Consider the following 15,326-nt stretch of genomic DNA (forward strand, 5'->3'; position numbering starts at 1 on the left):
TGTTAGGCGTACAGCGGGTTGATCTTGTCGGCGTTGATGCCGTACTTCTTGATCGCCTCGGCGACCTTGGCCACCGGCACCGAGCCGTCGTCGGCCAGCGCCTTCAGCGCGGCGACCACGATGTAGTGGCGGTTGACCTCGAAGTGCTCGCGCAGCTTGCTGCGGAAGTCGCTGCGGCCGAAGCCGTCGGTGCCGAGCACGCGGTAGGTGCGGCCCTTCGGGATGAACGCGCGGATCTGCTCGGCGTAGTTCTTCATGTAGTCGGTCGAGGCGATCACCGGGCCCGGCTGCTTGTCGAGCAGCTCGGTCACGAACGGCACGCGCTGCTTCTTCTCGGTCGGGTGCAGCAGGTTCCAGCGGTCGGCGTCCTGGCCGTCGCGCGCGAGCTGGTTGAAGCTCGGGCAGCTCCAGACGTTTGCGGCGACGCCCCACTCTTCTTCCAGCAGCTTCTTGGCCGCGACGCTCTCGAGCAGGATCGTGCCGCTGCCCAGCAGGTTGACGCGCGGGGTCTTCTTGGCGCCTTCCTCGAGCAGGTACATGCCCTTGATGATCTGCTCCTCGGTGCCGGCCTTCAGGCCCGGCATCGGGTAGTTCTCGTTCAGCAGCGTCAGGTAAAAGTAGACGTTCTCCTGGTCCTCGACCATGCGCTTCAGGCCGTGGTGCAGGATCACGCCGACCTCGTGCGCGAAGGTCGGGTCGTAGCTGATGCAGTTCGGGATCGTGCTGGCCAGGATGTGGCTGTGGCCGTCCTCGTGCTGCAGGCCTTCGCCGTTCAGCGTCGTGCGGCCCGAGGTGCCGCCGAGCAGGAAGCCGCGCGCCTGCATGTCGCCGGCGGCCCAGGCCAGGTCGCCGATGCGCTGGAAGCCGAACATCGAGTAGTAGACGAAGAACGGGATCATGATCCGGTTGTTCGTCGAATACGACGTCGCCGCCGCGATCCACGAACTCATGCCGCCGGGCTCGTTGATGCCTTCCTGCAGCACCTGGCCGGACTTGTCCTCGCGGTAGTACATCACCTGGTCCTTGTCGACCGGCGTGTAGTTCTGACCCGCGGGGTTGTAGATGCCGATCTGGCGGAACAGCCCTTCCATGCCGAAGGTGCGCGCCTCGTCGACCAGGATCGGCACCGCGCGCGGGCCGAGTTCCTTGTCGCGCAGCAACTGCGTCAGGAAGCGCACGAACGCCTGCGTGGTCGAGATCTCGCGGCCCTCGGCAGTCGCATCGAGCACGGCCTTGAAGGTCTCGAGCGGCGGCACGTTCAGCTTCTCGTCGGCCTTCTGGCGGCGGTGCGGCAGGTAGCCGCCGAGGGCCTTGCGGCGCTCGTGCAGGTACTTCATCTCCGGCGTGTCGTCGGCCGGCTTGATGAAGGGGATGTCGGCGAGCTGCTCGTCGGTCAGCGGGATGTTGAAGCGGTCGCGGAAGACCTTCAGGTCCTCGTCGAGCAGCTTCTTGGTCTGGTGCGCGGTGTTCTTGCCCTCGCCGCTCTTGCCCATGCCGAAGCCCTTGACCGTCTTGATCAGCAGCACGGTCGGCTGGCCCTTGGTGGAGACGGCCTTGTGGAACGCGGCGTAGACCTTCTGCGGGTCGTGGCCGCCGCGGTTCAGGCGCCAGATGTCGTCGTCGCTCATCTTCGCGACCATCTCGAGAAGCTTCGGGTGCTGGCCGAAGAAGTTCTTGCGCACGAACGCGCCGTCGTTGGCCTTCATCGCCTGGTAGTCGCCGTCGACCGTGTCCATCATCACCTTGCGCAGGATCTCGTCCTTGTCACGCGCCAGCAGCGGGTCCCAGTAGCTGCCCCAGAGCAGTTTGATGACGTTCCAGCCCGAGCCGCGGAACTCGCCTTCGAGCTCCTGGATGATCTTGCCGTTGCCGCGCACCGGGCCGTCCAGGCGCTGCAGGTTGCAGTTGATGACGAAGATCAGGTTGTCGAGCTTCTCGCGCGCGGCCAGGCCGATCGCGCCCAACGATTCGGGCTCGTCCATCTCGCCGTCGCCGCAGAACACCCAGACCTTGCGGTTGCTGGTGTCGGCGATGCCGCGGGCGTGCAGGTACTTCAGGAACCGCGCCTGGTAGATCGCCATCAGCGGGCCCAGGCCCATCGAGACGGTCGGGAACTGCCAGAAGTCCGGCATCAGCTTCGGGTGCGGGTAGCTGGAGATGCCCTTGCCGTCGACCTCCTGGCGGAAGTTGAGCAGCTGTTCCTCGCTCAGGCGGCCTTCCATGAACGCGCGCGCATAGACGCCGGGCGACGAATGGCCCTGGATGTAGAGCAGGTCGCCGCCGTGGCCTTCGCTTTCGGCGTGCCAGAAGTGGTTGAAACCGGTGCCGAACATGGTCGCCAGCGACGCGAAGCTCGAGATGTGGCCGCCCAGGTCGCCGCCGTCGGCGGGGTGCAGGCGGTTCGCCTTCACGACCATCGCCATCGCGTTCCAGCGCATGTAGGTGCGCAGCCGTTCCTCGATCTCGATGTTGCCGGGCGTGCGCTCTTCCTGGTCGGCCGGAATCGTGTTGACGTAGGCGGTATTGGCCGAGAACGGCACGTCGATGCCGGCCTGGCGCGCGTGGTCGATCAGCGTCTCCAGCAGAAAGTGCGCGCGCTCACCGCCTTCCGCGCCGATCACGGCCGAAAGTGCGTCCAACCATTCACGGGTTTCCTGGGCGTCTGCGTCATTGGCGGCGGCTCCGAGGAATGAATCAGGCTGTGCTGACATGCTTGTCTCCTTGATCGAATTTGTCGGGTGCGCGGAAGTCTCTCACAACTCCCGTGAAGTTCCAAATGGTGCGAAGCGATTTCATATTGTGAATTTCTGCGTCCGAAGGCCCGTTGATCGGGCTTCTTACCTCCATCGGTTCGGGGCTTGAACGCGCCACCCTTGATAATTCCGCCATGCAACCTGCCCTCGAGGCCACCACCAAACCGCGCCCCGCCCGAACCTGGCCCGAAAAGCTGTTCGGGCGCTGGTGGCGGCGCCAGTCGGCCGCCCGCCAGGATCGGTACGCGACGCTGGGTCCGCTGGTCTCGGTGCTCCTCTTTCTCGCAGCCATCATCTTGGCGTTCTGGTATCTGCGCAATGAGGAATTCGAGCGGGGCCAGGAATCGGTCAAGCGCGATGCCGAGATCGCGCAGACCCAGATCCGCCTGCGCCTGATCGAGAACCAGGAACAGCTGGTACGGATCGCACGTGAGATCGTCACCCGCGCGATCGACCACGACCAGTTCCTTGCCCAAGCGGGCAGCTTCACGCGCGAGCGGCCCGAGATCACCAACCTGGTCTGGGTCAACGCGGCGCGAGCCCCGCGCGCCAGCTATTCGGCGACGAGCTTCCCGGCCGAGGCCGGTGCCACGCCGGACGACACGCCGGCCGCATTGCCGGTCGAGGGGAGCGACTCGCCGACCGAGGCCGGCTTCGCCGCCGCCCGCGCGCAGCGTCAACCGGTCTACACCCGGCCGTTCGTCGATTCGCTCGGCAACGCGGTGTTCCAGGTCCAGGTGCCGCTGCTCGAACGCAGCGCATTCGCTGGCGCGCTGATCGCCGAATACTCGATCGAGGCGCTGATGCGCCGCAATCTCCCGCCGGAGGTCTCGCGCCGCCACACCATCACGCTGACCGACGCGAGCGAGCATGTCTACGCCAGCACCGTCACGCAGATGCCGGGCGCCAAGCCGCCGAAGCCGTCCATCGTCTACCAGCTGCCGCTGGCGCCGGCAGCGAACGGTCTCATCCTGCGCGTGCACGGCTACCGCACCTCGATCGGCCTGATCAGCAACACCCTGTTCTGGATGGTGGCTGCGCTGTCGGTGCTGACGGTTTGGATGCTGCTGGGCACCTGGCGCCACATGCGCCGCCGCCTGCAGATGCAGGGCGCGCTGGTCTCGGAGACCAACTTCCGCCGCGCGATGGAGAACTCCATGCTGACCGGCATGCGCGCGATGGACCTGGAAGGCCGCATCACGTACGTGAACCCGGCCTTCTGCGCGATGACCGGCTTCTTCGAGTCGGAACTGGTCGGCCGCACCCCGCCCTTCCCGCACTGGCCGCCCGATCGCCTCGAAGAGAACGCGCGCCTCTTGCAGCAGGAATTGCAGGGCCGCAGCCCGGCCGGCGGCATCGAGGTGAAGATCATGCGCAAGGACGGCTCGCTGTTCGACTCGCGCATGTACGTCTCGCCGCTGATCGACCCGAAGGGCGTGCAGACCGGCTGGATGACCTCGATGACCAACATCACCGAGGCCAAGCGGATCCGCGATCAGCTGTCGGCCTCGCACGAGCGCTTCACGACCGTGCTCGAGGGGCTGGACGCGGCAGTCTCGGTGCTGTCGGTGCAGCAGGGCGAACTGCTGTTCGCGAACCGCTCGTACCGGCTCTGGTTCGGCGCCGAATCGCAGGGCCATGCGCTGCTCGCCGGCGCGGAGGCCGGCGTGCCCTACCTCGCGGCCGAGATGGACGACTCGGTCGACAACTTCGGCGGCCTGCCCACGCAGGAGCTGACCGAGGCCGGCTCCGACTCGCGCGAGGTCTACATCGAGCCGCTCGCCAAGTGGTTCGAGGTGCGTGCGCGCTACCTGCAGTGGACCGACGGCCGGCTCGCGCAGATGCTGATCGCCACCGACATCACCGCGCGGCGCAGCGCCGAGGCGCTGGCGCAGAGCCAGGCCGACAAGGCGCAGGTGACGAGCCGGCTGGTGACGATGGGCGAGATGGCCTCGTCGGTCGCGCACGAGCTGAACCAGCCGCTGACCGCGATCACCAACTACTGCAACGGCATCATCACGCGCGTCAACAACAACGCGATCGCCAAGGAAGACCTGATCGCCGCGCTCGAGAAGACCTCCAAGCAGGCGCAGCGCGCCGGCCAGATCATCCACCGCATCCGTTCGTTCGTGAAACGCAGCGAGCCGCAACGCCAGCCGTCGCAGGCGACCAGCATCGTCGAGGACGCCGTCGAACTCGCCGGCATCGAGCTGCGCCGCCGCAACGTCGCGATCCACACCTACGTGGCGCAGCGGCTGCCGGTGCTGCTGGTCGATCCGATCCTGATCGAGCAGGTGGTGCTGAACCTGCTGAAGAACGCCGCCGAGGCGATCGACAACGCCAAGCTGCCGCCGGCGCGCCGCAACATCGAGTTGCGCGTGGTGCCGCGCCACACGCCGGACGAAGGCGAGGTGATCGAGTTCAGCGTCACCGACATGGGCCCCGGCCTCGCGCCCGAAGTGATCGCGCGCATGTACGAGGCGTTCTTCTCGACCAAGGTCGAGGGCCTGGGCATCGGCCTGTCGCTGTGCCGCTCGATCATCGAGAGCCACCGCGGCCGGATCAAGGCGCAGAACCTCTACAATGGCGAGACCGCAGTGGGCTGCCGTTTCTCGTTCACGCTGCCGGTCCAGAGCTCGTCTTCCGAGCCCTTCTCAATCTCCAAGGCGACTGTCAATTCATGAGCTTGATTCCGAAAAAGGGCACGGTCTATGTCGTTGATGACGACGAGGCGGTCCGCGACTCCTTGCAATGGCTGCTCGAAGGCAAGGACTACCGGGTCAAGTGCTTCGATTCCGCCGAGTCCTTTCTGTCGCGCTTCGATCCGCGCGAAGTGGCCTGCCTCATCGCCGACATCCGCATGGACGGCATGAGCGGCCTCGAGTTGCAGGACCGCCTGCTCGAACGCCGCTCGCCGCTGCCCGTCACCTTCATCACCGGCCACGGCGACGTGCCGATGGCCGTGACGACGATGAAGAAAGGCGCCGAGGACTTCATCGAGAAGCCGTTCAAGGAGGAAGAGCTCGTCGCGCTGGTCGAGAAGATGCTCGACCGCGCCCGCGTCGACTTCTCCAAGCACCAGGAGGCGGCCAGCCGCGACGCGCTGCTGTCGCGCCTGACGACCCGCGAGGCACAGGTGCTGGAGCGGATCGTCGCCGGGCGCCTGAACAAGCAGATCGCCGACGACCTCGGCATCAGCATCAAGACGGTCGAGGCGCACCGCGCCAACATCATGGAAAAGCTCAACGCCAACACCGTGGCCGATCTGCTGAAGATCGCGCTGGGGGCGCAAGCGAAGGCTTGACCATACCGCGTCACTCCAAAGGCCGCTTCACCAGCGGCCTTTTGCATTCAAGGAACCCGTGATGGCCGCCCAACTGATCGACGGCAACGCACTTGCCAAATCCATCCGAGCCGAGATCGGCGAGCGCGCCGCGGCGCTGACCGCCCGCGGCCACCAGCCCGGTCTGGCGGTGATCCTGGTCGGCGACGACCCGGCCTCGCAGGTCTATGTGAAGCATAAAGTCAACGACTGCGCGGGCGCCGGCATCCGCTCGGTGCTCGAGACCTACCCGGCCGAATACGCCGAAGCCGCGCTGCTGGCGCGCATCGCGGCGCTCAATGCCGACCCGACGATCCACGGCATCCTGGTGCAGATGCCGCTGCCGCGGCACATCAACCCGCACCGCGTGATCGAGGCGATCTCGGTCGCGAAGGACGTCGACGGCTTCTCCACGCTGAGTGCCGGCGAGTTGATGACCGGCCTGCCCGGCTTCCGCCCCTGCACGCCGTACGGCTGCATGAAGCTGATCGAGACCACGGGCATCGACCTGCGCGGCAAGCACGCGGTCGTGATCGGCCGCAGCAACACGGTCGGCAAGCCGATGGCGCTGCTGCTCTTGCAAGCCAACGCCACCGTCTCCATCTGCCACAGCGGAACCAGGGACATCGGCGCGCTGACCCGCGAGGCCGACGTCGTCGTCGCCGCGGTCGGCAAGCGCAACGTGCTGACGGCGGCGATGGTCAAACCCGGCGCCGTCGTGATCGACGTGGGCATGAACCGCAACGACGACGGCAAGCTGTGCGGCGATGTCGACTTCGCCGGCGTCTCGCAGGTCGCCGGATGGATCACGCCGGTGCCCGGCGGCGTCGGCCCGATGACGCGGGCGATGCTGCTCGTCAACACGCTGGAATCCGCCGAGCGGGCGGCCGCGCGCTAATCACTTCGGGAACGATCGAATGGACATGAATCCCCTGCTCAGCACCGACGGCCTGCCCCGCTTCGACGCGATCCGCCCCGAACACATCACGCCGGCGATGGACCAGCTGCTCGCCGCCGCCGATGCCGCGCTCGACCTCGCGACCAGCGACGCGACGCCGGCCGACTACGACGCGCTGTCCGCCGTCCTCGATGTCGCGACCGAGCGGCTCGGGCGCGCGTGGGGCGCCATCGGCCACCTGAACGCCGTCGCCGATTCCCCCGCGCTGCGCGACGCGTACAACGCCAACATGCCCAAGGTCGTCGACCTCTACACCCGCATGGGCGCCGACCAGCGGCTGTTCGCCAAGTACAGGGCGGTGCTCGCCGACCCGCGCTCGGCGCAGCTGCCGGCACCGCGGCTGCGCGCGCTGGCCAACGCGCTGCGCGACTTCAAGCTTTCGGGCGCCGAGCTCGAGGGCGTGGCCCGCGAGCGCTACGCCGAGCTGCAGGACCTGCAGGCCGAGATCGGCCAGAAGTTCTCCGAACACGTGCTGGATGCGACCGACGGCTACGCGTACTACGCCAGTGCCGCCGAGGTCGACGGCATGCCCGACGACGTGCTTCAGGCCGCCCGCCAGGCCGCCGAGGCCGACGGCCAGCCCGGCTACAAGCTGACGCTGCAGTACCCGCGCTACCTGCCGGTGATGCAGTACGCCCGCGACCGCGCGCTGCGCGAGCGCCTGTACCGCGCGAATACCACGCGCGCCAGCGAGTTCGGCCCGGCCGCCCTCGACAACGGCCCGCTGATCCGCCAGTTGCTCGAGCTGCGCCAGGAAGAAGCGCAGTTGCTCGGCTACGCGAGCCCGGCCGACCTGTCGCTGGTGCCGAAGATGGCGACGTCCCCGGCGCAGGTGATCGGCTTCCTCGAAGACCTGGGGCACCGCGCCCGCTCGGGCGCGCTGCGCGACCTGGCGGAGTTGCGCGATTTCGCGCGCGACGAACTCGGCCTGCCCGAGCTGCAGGCCTGGGATCTCGCCTATGCGAGCCAGAGGCTCAAGGAGCAGCGTTACGCGTTCAGCGAACAGGAGGTGAAGCAGTACTTCACCGAGCCGAAGGTGCTCGAAGGGCTGTTCCACATCGTCGAGACCGTGTTCGAGGTGCGCATCCGCCCCGACACCGCGCCGGTGTGGCATCCAAGCGTGCGCTTCTTCCGCATCGAGCGCGACGACCCGGGCGCGGTCGACGGCACGCCGCGCCTGGTCGGCCAGTTCTACCTCGACCTGTTCGCACGCGCCGGCAAGCGCCCGGGCGCGTGGATGGACGACGTGCGCGATCGCTGGCTGCGCCCCGAGGGCCACCTGCAGACGCCGGTCGCCAACCTGATCTGCAACTTCGCGCCGCCGGTCGTCGTCGATGGCGTCGCGCGCCCGGCGCTGCTGACGCACGACGACGTCACCACGCTGTTCCACGAGTTCGGCCACGGCCTGCAGCTGATGCTGACGCAGATCGACGACATTGGCGTGTCGGGCATCTCCGGCGTCGAGTGGGACGCCGTCGAGCTGCCGAGCCAGTTCATGGAGAATTTCTGCTGGGAATGGGACGTCGTCAAGCGCCTCACGGCCCACGTCGACACCGGCGCGCCGCTGCCGCGCGCGCTGTTCGACCGCATGCTCGCCGCCAAGAACTTCCACAGCGGGCTGGAGACGCTGCGCCAGGTCGAGCTGTCGCTGATCGACATGCGGCTGCACACCGATGCGTCGGCGCCGACGCAGGTGGCCGCGATCGTCGATGCGGTGCGCGCCGACATCGCGGTGCTGACCCCGCCGCCGTTCAGCCGCTCGCTCAACACCTTCACCCACATCTTCGACGGCGGCTACGCAGCCGGCTACTACAGCTACAAGTGGGCCGAGGTGCTCTCGGCCGACGCCTGGAGCGCCTTCGAGGAAGCGCCCGACGTGCTCGACGTGGCCACCGGGCGCCGCTTGCGCGAGGCGGTGCTCGAGACCGGCGGCAGCCGCAGCACGCTCGACAGCTTCAAGGCCTTCCGCGGCCGCGAGCCGCGCATCGACGCCTTGCTGCGGCACCAGGGCCTGGATTGACGCGATCCGCGACCTGTGTCGCACCACCCCGGCACTCGGGGGTGTCGCGCCCTTGAAGCGCCCGGGCGCGTGCGGTAGATTCGCCCATCAATTGTTGCCCGGAGTTTCCATGAACGAAGACCGCGTCTCCACGAACCGGCTCGCCTGGCTGTGCTGGGCCCCGCTGGTCGCGCTGATCGCGGTCGCGCCGGCCCAGGCGCAGTACAAGGTCGTCGGCCCCGACGGCAAGATCACGTACACCGACCGGCCGCCCGCCACGGCGGGCGGCAAGGTCACCGCGATCGGCAGCCGCAGCACCGGCGGCGGCGCGGTCGATGTCGCGCTGCCGCTCGAACTGCGTCAACCCGCGGCGCGCTACCCGGTCACCCTCTACACGATGACCGGCGCCTGCAGCCCCTGCGACGCCGCGCGCCAGCTGCTGCGCCAGCGCGGCGTGCCATACGCCGAGAAGCAGGTGCAGAGCGCCGACGACGCCGCGGCGCTGGAACGGCTGGTCGGTTCGCGCGACGTGCCGGCGCTGGCGATCGGCACACAGATGATGCGCGGCCTGGCGCCCGAGGTCTGGGGCTCGTACCTCGACGCCGCCGGCTACCCGCGCGAATCGCGCCTGCCGGCCAGCTACCAGTACGCGGCGGCCACGCCGATCGTCGAGCGCCGCGAAGTCAAGCCGCCGGCGGCCGAGGCGTCCGCACCGGCCGCCGAGACGCCGGCCGCCCCCGCGCCGGCCAATCCTTCCGGCATCAAGTTCTGAATGAAGCCTCCGGCTGCGGGTACGCAGCCACCCCCAGAGGGTGTCGCCCCTGGCTTGGGGCGGCCCGGCGCTCAGGGGCGCCTCAGCGCGGCACGGTCGCGCTCGATCTGATCCGGCGCGCCTGGGTGCTGCCGGCGGCGACCAGCGCCCCCATCACCCAGAACAGCGACGCGACGCCGACCGCGGCACCAGCGACGCCGAACGCCAGCGGCATCACCGCACTCGAGAAGTTGATCGTCATCGAACGCAGCGCGATCGCCTCGCCGTGGCGGTCGTGCGGCGTGAGCTGGTGCAGCGTCGTCATGATCATCGGCTGCACCGAGCCGAGCGCGAGGCCGAGAAACACCGCGCACGCGGCCATCGTCCAGGCCGAGTGCACCAGCGGGTAGACCGCGAAGACCGCGCCGGTGCCGAGCATCGCGCCGGCCAGCACCTGCGATTCGCGCAGCCGGTGCGCCAGCACGGGAATGGCCAGCCGCACCAGCGCCACCGCGCCGGCGAACACGCCGAGTACCAGGCCGATCGCCGACGCGCTGAACCCGCGCTCGTGGCCGAGGATCGGGATCGCGAAGGTGTGCACGTCCCAGCTCGCCGACACCAGCCAGTTGACCAGCAGCAGCCGGCGCAGCCCCGGCGTGCGCAACAGCGCCCACGAGCTGTGCGCGGCGGCGCGCGGCGGCTGCGGCGGTGGCACCTCGACCGGCACGCGCCGCGCCGACCACAGGCCCAGCAGCGGCAGCAGTGCGAGCGCCGTGAAGGCCATCCGGAAGCCGCCCAGGTCGATCAACGCGCCAGCCAGCACCGGCCCGGTCACGTTCGACAGCGCCGGCGCGAGGCCGAGCCAGCTGAACACGCGCTTCAGTTCGGTGGCATTGCGCGCGCTGCGGCCGGCGGTGCGCTGGATCGCGATCAGACCGTAGTTCGCACCCGCGCCGGCAAAGACGGCGCCCAGGCACAGCAGCATGAAGTCGTGCGCCGTCCACCAGGTCGAGAGCACCGCGAACGAACCGCCGGCCACCGTGAGCGCCACGGCCACCTGCATCGGCCGGTGGTAGCCGTGCCGGTCCGCGAGCCGCCCGGCCTGCATCGCCAGCGCGATCGGCGCCACCGCGAACAAGCCCACCAGCACGCCGACCGCCCACTCGGCGTGGCTCTGCCGCAGCACCCACAACGGCGCGGCCATGCGGATGCCGGCCATTGTCGAGTGCAGGCAGATCTGGCCGACGATCAACGCGACCAGCACGGTGGTGAGCGAGGCGGCGCGCTCGCCTGGGGCGACGGGCGCCGCCGTCGACGGATCGGGCTCAGGCACTGTCGTCTTCGGCGAACTCTTCGGTTCCGGGCAGCAACAGCTGCGCGCGCGTATCGGACAGCGCCTCGACCGACTTCAGCTCGCGCGCCATCACGCGGGTGCGGCGCTCGGCCATCTCGATGCTGCTGCTGGCCTCGTCGAGCTTCTTCTTGGTCTTGGCGAGCACCTCGCCGAACTTCGCGAACTCGGTCTTGACGGCGCCCAGCACCTCCCAGACTTCGGCGCTGCGCTTTTCCAGCGCCAGCGTGCGAAAGCCCATCTGCAGGCTGTTCAGCGTGGCCAGCAGCGTCGTCGGCCCGGCCAGCATGATCTTGTGCTCGCGCTGCAGCGACTCGACCAGCCCCGGCCGGCGCAGCGCCTCGGCGTACAGGCCCTCGGTCGGCACGAACAGGATGCCGAAATCGGTGGTGTGCGGCGCGGCGATGTACTTCTCGCGGATCGTGCGGGCCTCATTGCGCAGGCGCATCTCGACCGCCTTGGCGGCGATCTCGGCAGCGACCGGGTCGGCGCGCTCCTGCGCATCGAGCAGGCGCTCGTAGTCCTCGCGCGGAAACTTGGCGTCGATCGGCAGCCACAGCGGCGCCCCGTCGTCGCGCCGGCCCGGCAGCCGCAGCGCGAAGTCGACGCGGGCGTTGCTGCCCGGGATGGTCTCGACGTTGCGCGCGAACTGCTCGGCGGTGAACACCTCTTCCAGCAGGCTGGCGAGCTGCACCTCGCCGAAGTTGCCGCGGGTCTTGACGTTGCTGAGCACGCGGCTGAGCGAGCCCACGTCCTTGGCCAGCAACTGCATCTCGCCCAGGCCGCGGTGCACCTGCTCGAGCCGGTCGGCCACCTGCTTGAAGCTCTGGCCGAGGCGCTGTTCGAGCGTCGCGTGCAGCTTCTCGTCGACCGTCATCCGCACCTGCTCGAGCTTCTTCTCGTTGTCGAGCTGGATCGCCGTGAGCTTCTGTTCGACGGTAGCGCGAACCTCGGCCATGCGCTGGTCGTTCGACAACGCCAGCGAGCGCAGCTGCTCGGTCAGCGTCTCTGCGAAACGCTGCAGCGACTGGGCCTGCTGTTCGCCCGAACGGCCGAGCGTATCGGCCTGATGCTGCTGGGTCGCGGCGAGCTGGGTGCGGAAGCTGTCGATCTGCTCGTTCTGCGTGCGCGCCACGTCGCCCTGCTGGGTCAGCAGCGTCTGCTGGAACGTGGCAAGCGTCTGGGCCAGCTCGCTGCGCGTGCCGCCGGCGCTGCGCGCCACCTCGTCGCGCAGGCTGCGCTCGAGTTGCAGGATCGGCCCCGCGTCGGGGCGGCGCAGCGCGAGCCAGAAGGTCAGCAGCACGAGCAGAACGAGGAGCGCCAGAAGCGCGAGGGGAATCCAGTCGAGGGGCATGCGGTGATTGTCGCCCGGTCCGGGCGCTGCGCGGGTCAGGCCCTCGGACCACGCACCAGCCAGCGCTCGATCAGGTTGAATGCCCCTTGCACGAGCAGCGCGAGCGCCGCCGCGGGCAGCGCGCCGGCCAGCAGCGCGGCGTTGTCGTTGACGGCCAGGCCCGCGACGATGCGTTCGCCGAAACCCCCGGCGCCGATGAAAGCGGCCATCGTCGCGGTGCCGACGTTGATGACGGCCGCGGTCTGGATGCCCGCGATCAGCGTGGGCAGCGCGAGCGGCAGCTGCACCTCGCGCAGGCTCTGCGCCGACGTGAGGCCGAGCGACAGCGCGGCTTGCGCCAGGCCGGCCGGCACCCCCTGCAGGCCCGCATGGGTGTTGCGCACGATCGGCAGCAACGCATAGAGGAACAGCGCGATCAGCGCGGGCACGAGTCCGATGCTGCCGAGCACCGCGATCAGGAACGCGAGCAGCGCCAGCGACGGCACCGTCTGCAGCACCGCGACGGCCCCGAGCAGCCACGCCGCGCTGCGTGGCCAGCGCCATGCCGCCACGCCAAGCGGCACGCCGATCAGGATCGCGGCCAGCACCGAACCGAACACCAGCAGCAGATGCTGGCCGGCGAGCCGCGCGAAGTCCGGCGCGAACAGGCGCTGCCAGAACCCGCGCGCCGGCGCAACGGTCGCTGGCGTGCCACTGCCCTGGACGAAGCGCTGCGCCACCTCGGCGAAGCTGCGCCCGTCGAGTTCGACCTGCGCGTTCAATGCGATCATCGTCGCCGCGTCGATGCGCCCCTCGAGCCGCGCCAGCGGTCGCACGTCGACGGCGCTGCGCATCAGCAGGACCGCGTCGTAAGCCGGAAAGAAGCCGCGGTCGTCCTGCAGCACGCGCAGCGCGTAGCGGCCGATCTTGGCGTCGGTCGAGTACACGTCGATCACGTCGACGGTGCCGGCACGCACCGCGTCATAGGCGAGTCCGTGGTCCAGGCCCGCCGCCGCGGTCTGCGGCAGGCCGTAGGCGGCCTTGAGTGCCGGCCAGCCGTCGCCGCGCTCCAGGAACTCGTGCGAGAGGCCGAGCCGAAGGCCCTGCGCTTTCGGCCCGAGCAGGTCGGACACGCGCACGATGCCGAGTTCGGCCGCGCGCGCCTCGGTCATCGCGAGGGCGTAGGTGTTGTTGAAGCCGAACGGTACGGCGGCCTTCAGCCCGCGCGGCGCGAGCCACTCGTTGAGTTGCGCGAGCGAGGGGTTGCCGCCGGCCTGGGGCCGCTTCAGCAGTTCACGCACGATCGTGCCGGTGTACTCGGGATAGAGGTCGACCGCGCCGCTGGACAACGCCTGCTCCAGGATGCCGGTGTTGCCCAGGCCCTGCTTGTGCTCGGCCGCGATGCCCTGGGCGACGAGCGTCTGCTTCACGATCTCGCCGAGCACGTACGACTCGGTGAAGCGCTTGGACCCGACGACCAGCGGCGCCGCCACGGCGATGCCGCCGATCGACAGTATCAGTGCCGCGACGAGCGCGCGCCGGCTTTGCCTTATCACATTCGAACCGGCTCCCGTGTAGGACGTTTCCGACGGGCCCTCGGGCCGTTGCGGGTTGGTACGACTTCGCTTTTTGAGAAACAATGGGAGGCCTGTTCGAGGACCTCCCTCGAGCTGCGGGGCAGCGATTGCGGTTCGGAAATCGACGCTTCTTTCCTGCAGTATTCCGGACAACGTTTCTCGCCAGGACATGCCTGCCCTCAAAGCCTTTATCGTCGAAGACAGTGCGGTGATCCGGGAGAACCTGACGGCCGCGCTCGAGGAACTGGCTCCGGTGCAGGTCGTCGGCTCGGCCGAAGACGAGCCCGCCGCGATCGGCTGGCTCTCGGAAGCGGCACACTCCTGCGACCTCGTCATCATCGACATCTTCCTCAAGCGCGGCTCGGGACTGGGCGTGCTGCGTTCGGCGAGCGAATTGCGCCGCCCGATGAGTCTCGTGGTGCTGAGCAACTACGCCACGCCGGACATGCGCCGCAAGTGCATGGAACTGGGCGCCAATCGCGTGTTCGACAAGTCGAACGAGATCGACGCGCTGATCCTCTACTGCGCGCGCCTCGCCGAAGGCGCCACCGGCTTCGGCGAGCTGGCGCCCACGTGACGTGGCGGCCTTACTGGATCAAGCCGTTCTTGAGTGCGTAGTAGGTCAGGTCGCTGTTCGAGGCGAGGCTCATCTTCTCCATCACGCGGGTGCGGTAGGTGCTGACGGTCTTGACGCTCAGCGACATGCTGTCGGCCATGTGGCCGATCGTCTCGCCCTTGGCCAGCCGCAGGAACACCTGGAACTCGCGTTCGGAGAGCTGTTCGTGCGCCGGCTTGTCGCCGGCACCGCCCAGCCCGTCGGCGAGCAGCTCGGCCACGCCGGCGGTGATGTACTTGCGGCCGCGGTAGACGGTGCGGATCGCCTTGACGATCTCCTCCGGGTCGCATTCCTTGTTGAGGTAGCCGCTGGCGCCCTGCCGCAGCAACGTGGTGGCGTAGTGCTCCTCGGGAAAGCCGGAGAGGATCAGCACGGGCAAATCCGGGGCGCGGGCCTTGATCGCGGCGAGCGCGTCGACGCCGCTCTGGTCGGGCATCGACAGGTCCATCACGATCACATCGACCTGCCCTTTGCGCACGATGTCGATCGCTTCCTTGCCGCTCGACGCTTCGGCGACCACGGTCAGGTCGACCTGCTCGGAGAAGAACTGGCGCAGGCCCGCCCGCACGATTGCGTGGTCGTCGATGATGGCGATTCGAATCATGGTCGTTCGTGGTCCGTGGTGGTGACGAATTCACGGAGTTTAAGGTGCTCGCGATGCAGACG

At 68.6% G+C, this 15,326-nt stretch carries 11 protein-coding genes; 6 read left to right on the forward strand and 5 right to left on the reverse strand.

What is annotated here, in order from left to right:
• Positions 1 to 2 precede the first annotated feature (2 nt).
• A complete protein-coding gene (aceE, locus tag ACWH49_RS24910; protein ID WP_448173882.1) occupies positions 3 to 2,711 on the reverse strand; it encodes a pyruvate dehydrogenase (acetyl-transferring), homodimeric type in 2,709 nt (902 codons plus the stop codon).
• Between the two features lie 176 nt (positions 2,712 to 2,887).
• On the opposite strand from aceE, the gene ACWH49_RS24915 reads away from it, so the two are divergent.
• The 5 genes from ACWH49_RS24915 to ACWH49_RS24935 all read left to right on the forward strand — a co-directional run bounded on the left by ACWH49_RS24915 (position 2,888) and on the right by ACWH49_RS24935 (position 9,804).
• Complete coding sequence (locus tag ACWH49_RS24915) at positions 2,888 to 5,437, forward strand: PAS domain-containing sensor histidine kinase (RefSeq protein ID WP_448173883.1); 2,550 nt, start codon at positions 2,888 to 2,890, stop codon at positions 5,435 to 5,437.
• A complete protein-coding gene (locus tag ACWH49_RS24920) occupies positions 5,434 to 6,057 on the forward strand; it encodes a response regulator transcription factor (protein WP_056463286.1) in 624 nt (207 codons plus the stop codon). The genes ACWH49_RS24915 and ACWH49_RS24920 overlap by 4 nt, the downstream gene beginning before the upstream one ends.
• Before the next feature lie 61 nt (positions 6,058 to 6,118).
• The gene (locus tag ACWH49_RS24925) at positions 6,119 to 6,973 is read left to right on the forward strand and encodes a bifunctional methylenetetrahydrofolate dehydrogenase/methenyltetrahydrofolate cyclohydrolase (RefSeq protein ID WP_448173884.1); all 855 of its coding nucleotides are present in this window, start codon (positions 6,119 to 6,121) and stop codon (positions 6,971 to 6,973) included.
• Positions 6,974 to 6,998: 25 nt separating this feature from the next.
• Positions 6,999 to 9,053, forward strand: a complete 2,055-nt coding sequence (locus ACWH49_RS24930) for a M3 family metallopeptidase (protein WP_448173885.1) — start codon at positions 6,999 to 7,001, stop codon at positions 9,051 to 9,053.
• 109 nt (positions 9,054 to 9,162) lie between these two features.
• A complete protein-coding gene (locus ACWH49_RS24935; protein ID WP_448173886.1) occupies positions 9,163 to 9,804 on the forward strand; it encodes a glutaredoxin family protein in 642 nt (213 codons plus the stop codon).
• An 82-nt stretch (positions 9,805 to 9,886) separates the two neighbouring features.
• Here the strand turns inward: ACWH49_RS24935 and ACWH49_RS24940 are convergent, their stop codons facing one another.
• The 3 genes from ACWH49_RS24940 to ACWH49_RS24950 are packed head-to-tail and all read right to left on the reverse strand — an operon-like array spanning position 9,887 to position 14,023.
• Positions 9,887 to 11,116 (reverse strand): MFS transporter, encoded by a 1,230-nt coding sequence (locus ACWH49_RS24940; RefSeq protein ID WP_448173887.1) that lies wholly within the window; start codon positions 11,114 to 11,116, stop codon positions 9,887 to 9,889.
• Positions 11,109 to 12,488 carry a DNA recombination protein RmuC gene (gene rmuC, locus ACWH49_RS24945; RefSeq protein ID WP_448173888.1) on the reverse strand — a complete coding sequence of 460 codons (1,380 nt, stop codon included), beginning with the start codon at positions 12,486 to 12,488 and terminating at the stop codon, positions 11,109 to 11,111. Before rmuC ends, ACWH49_RS24940 begins: the two co-directional genes overlap by 8 nt.
• A 35-nt stretch (positions 12,489 to 12,523) precedes the next feature.
• Positions 12,524 to 14,023 carry an ABC transporter permease/substrate-binding protein gene (locus ACWH49_RS24950; protein WP_448173889.1) on the reverse strand — a complete coding sequence of 500 codons (1,500 nt, stop codon included), beginning with the start codon at positions 14,021 to 14,023 and terminating at the stop codon, positions 12,524 to 12,526.
• Positions 14,024 to 14,213: 190 nt separating this feature from the next.
• Here ACWH49_RS24950 and ACWH49_RS24955 point away from each other — a divergent pair, with 190 nt between their 5' ends.
• A complete protein-coding gene (locus tag ACWH49_RS24955; protein WP_448173890.1) occupies positions 14,214 to 14,621 on the forward strand; it encodes a response regulator transcription factor in 408 nt (135 codons plus the stop codon).
• Positions 14,622 to 14,631: 10 nt separating this feature from the next.
• On the opposite strand, the gene ACWH49_RS24960 is transcribed toward ACWH49_RS24955, so the two are convergent.
• Positions 14,632 to 15,264 (reverse strand): response regulator, encoded by a 633-nt coding sequence (locus tag ACWH49_RS24960; RefSeq protein WP_056463301.1) that lies wholly within the window; start codon positions 15,262 to 15,264, stop codon positions 14,632 to 14,634.
• Between the last annotated feature and the right edge of the window lie 62 nt (positions 15,265 to 15,326).

The sequence above is a fragment of the Rhizobacter fulvus genome (assembly GCF_964020785.1).